Source organism: Photobacterium sp. OFAV2-7 (assembly GCF_022347985.1).
Taxonomy (GTDB): Bacteria; Pseudomonadota; Gammaproteobacteria; order Enterobacterales; family Vibrionaceae; genus Photobacterium.
Map to the genome: position 1 here is coordinate 1 of NZ_JAKRFQ010000658.1, position 3,084 is coordinate 3,084.

The 3,084-nt window shown below is 44.6% G+C and carries 4 protein-coding genes; 3 read left to right on the forward strand and 1 reads right to left on the reverse strand.

Annotated elements, in window-relative coordinates:
* The 3 genes from MHN01_RS22545 to MHN01_RS22555 all read left to right on the forward strand — a co-directional run.
* Window positions 1–617: protein-glutamate O-methyltransferase CheR (locus MHN01_RS22545; protein ID WP_239413577.1), on the forward strand; the 617-nt coding region annotated here is incomplete at its 5' end.
* Between the two features lie 11 nt (window positions 618–628).
* A complete protein-coding gene (locus tag MHN01_RS22550) occupies window positions 629–1,210 on the forward strand; it encodes a chemotaxis protein CheB (RefSeq protein WP_075761932.1) in 582 nt (193 codons plus the stop codon).
* Between the two features lie 2 nt (window positions 1,211–1,212).
* Window positions 1,213–2,226, forward strand: a complete 1,014-nt coding sequence (locus tag MHN01_RS22555; RefSeq protein ID WP_239413579.1) for a diguanylate cyclase domain-containing protein — start codon at window positions 1,213–1,215, stop codon at window positions 2,224–2,226.
* A gap of 96 nt (window positions 2,227–2,322) precedes the next feature.
* Here MHN01_RS22555 and MHN01_RS22560 read toward each other — a convergent pair.
* The coding region (locus MHN01_RS22560; protein ID WP_239413581.1) for a DUF2860 family protein at window positions 2,323–3,084 on the reverse strand (762 nt) is incomplete at its 5' end.

Consider the following 3,084-nt stretch of genomic DNA (forward strand, 5'->3'; position numbering starts at 1 on the left):
CTATCAATGTCACGGAAATGTTCAGGGATCCCTGGTTCTACCAGAAAGTACGCGATACGGTGATTCCACACCTGAAGACTTACCCATTTATCAAAGTGTGGCATGCCGGTTGTTCGTCTGGGCAGGAAGTGTATTCGATGGGGATCTTGCTTGAGGAGGAGGGCGTTAAGGATCGTGTTCAGATCTACGCGACCGATTTTAATGAGCGGATCCTTGAAAAGGCGAAGCAGGGGATTTACCCGATGGATCTTGTGCGCGAGTATACGGCCAATTATCAGAAAGCGGGTGGCACAGGCTCCTTCTCGGATTATTACACCGCCGATTATGATAACGTGGCGATAAACAGCTCGCTCAAAGATAAAGTTCTCTTTTCTCCTCATAACCTAGTAACTGACGGTGTGTTCGGCGAAATGAACATTATCTTTTGCCGTAACGTCTTGATCTATTTCAATAGGGAGTTGCAGAACAGGGTGTTACAGTTGTTCTGTGATAGTTTGTGTCCTGGCGGTTTTCTGTGTCTGGGTTCTAAGGAAAGTATCAGGTTTTCTGATGTCGTAGATAAGTTTGAAGTGGTATGTGAACGCGAAAAAATATACCGTAAAAAACGCACATTTTAGGGAATGATGAAATGAGCACGAGCAGGCATTATCGAGCAGTAGTGATTGGCGTTTCAGCTGGTGGCTTGGCTGCGCTAGATAAAATACTGCCTGCTCTTGACCGCACATTTTCGCTTCCGGTCTTGGTTGTTCAGCATGTCAGCCCGACATCAGAAAATTATCTTCCCATTCACTTCAGCCAACGATGTTTGCTGGAAGTTAAAGAAGCGGAAGACAAAGAGCAGATAGAGGGAGGGGTGATTTACTTCGCCCCCCCCAATTATCATTTGCTTGTTGAATACAACCAAGCAATAGCACTTTCGACTGAGGAGCGGGTGAACTTTTCCCGCCCTTCCATTGATGTATTGTTTGAAACAGCAGCGGATGCTTATTTAGATGAGTTAGTCGGGGTGGTATTAACCGGTGCAAACTCAGATGGTGCTGCCGGAATGGCACGAATTAAGCAGTTTGGAGGGCTGGCTGTGGTTCAGTCTCCTGAGACCGCAGAGGCTGAAGCTATGCCAAGGGCGGCTATTGAGGCCGCAGACGTTGATTACATCCTTCCCTTGAACGAGATAGGCTGTTTTTTAAATTCACTTTGTACCACTGACTGATTATGGCTATTCCCAAGATACTGATTGTTGATGATAGACCAGAAAACCTGCTGGCCCTGGAAGGCTTGCTTGACCCTTTTAATATCGAGCTGATAAAAGCTAACTCAGGCGAAGAAGCCTTAGCACATACTTTGGATCATGACTTTGCATTGATTTTGCTTGATGTCCAGATGCCGGGAATGGATGGCTATGAAGTTGCCGAACTAATGCGTGGAAATAAAAAAAACAAACATATCCCGATAATTTTTGTTACCGCAGCCTCGAAAGCCCCTTCGCATATCTTCAGAGGCTATGAGTCAGGCGCTGTTGACTATTTGCTTAAACCCTTAATTCCTGTGATGTTTCAGAGTAAAGTCGGTGTCTTTATCGAACTTTATGAGCAAAAAGAAGCGTTACGCGAAAAAACCCAGGAGTTTGACCGCAAGCTTGTCGAACTTGAAGAGCTTCAGCAGCAACTAGAAGAAACCAACGAGCAGCTTTTGTTGCTTTCTACCACTGATGGCTTGACCGGTTTGTTAAACCGCAGGCGCTTTGATGAAGTGCTAAACGAGGAGTGGAAGCGGGGGATACGTTCACAGCAGCCGCTTTCATTTATTATATTGGATATCGACCATTTCAAGGCCTATAACGACACGTACGGGCATCAGGCCGGAGACGATTGCCTCAGGGAGGTTGCTCGTACGCTGGCAAGTGTGCCACTGCGTGAGATGGATAAAATAGCTCGCATTGGCGGGGAAGAGTTTGCCATCATCCTTCCGGAAACTGACAATGAAGGTGCCATGCTGGCGGCACAGCGGATCAGGGCCAGTATCGATGAATTGGATATTCCGCATAGTTCATCTTTGTCCCATCAGCACCTTACTATTAGTGTCGGTGTTTCTACCGTCGTTCCTGATCTGGCATTTTCATCACGAAAATTGCTGGAGGCGGCAGATGATGCCTTGTATGAAGCAAAACGCCGTGGTCGAAATTGCTGTTGTAGTATGGAAGTAATAAATCAGGCCGTAAATCAGTAGCTTGGGTATATAAGGTTGCCTGAATACCAAACAGAATAGGGAGAGAGCCTCTCCCTTACTATTATTAATCATTAGGTAAGATACAGTCAGTTTGGCTTAAAAATGGTAGCTGACACCTAATGTTGAGTAGTATTGAGTCTCTTCATAAAAGTCGATGTTAGATGCCGTTCGGTCATAGCCTAGTACAATATTAAAACTCCAGTCATTCATGTTTAGGAACTTATCGTACTCGTAGGACACGCTGACACTATAGCCTTTATCTTCCTGTTCTTTATTAAAAACAGGGTGTAACTCGTTGAAAGAAGTAATCGTTGCATCACCGGATAATGCGAAGCTATGCCTGCCAATAAATCGGACATATGTCAGGTTAAGACCATACTTATCATGAGATATTGCTTTACCGTCAGCTGAAAAGTGTTGGTATAAAAAGGCCGGTGTAAGCAATGTTGTACCATCATAGTAGAGTGGCATGGAGAGCTTTGAATAATAGCCATGGCCATTGCGATTAAGTGAGCTATTAGCCGAGCCGAAAAGCTCTTTTCCGGATTCCTCGTTATCTATCTCTTTATCATAATAGGCAATATCAGCAGACAAGCCTGTGTGTAAGATGTTCTCATAATTTATTCGGTATACATTACCTTTTACATCCGTCTCTTTTCTGGCTTTGTCTGTAATAAAGGGATCTGCCCAGGTTTCACCATTGATGATTGTCGGTAAGACTGAAAACGCCAATGTTGATTCTGGTTGCACTTCAATTTTATAACCAACTTCTAAGGCGAATACGCCAGTAATAATGTCACTACGGGACGTTCCTACAAATAACTGGTGGTTATTATTCTGCCCGAAGGTATAGCGTAC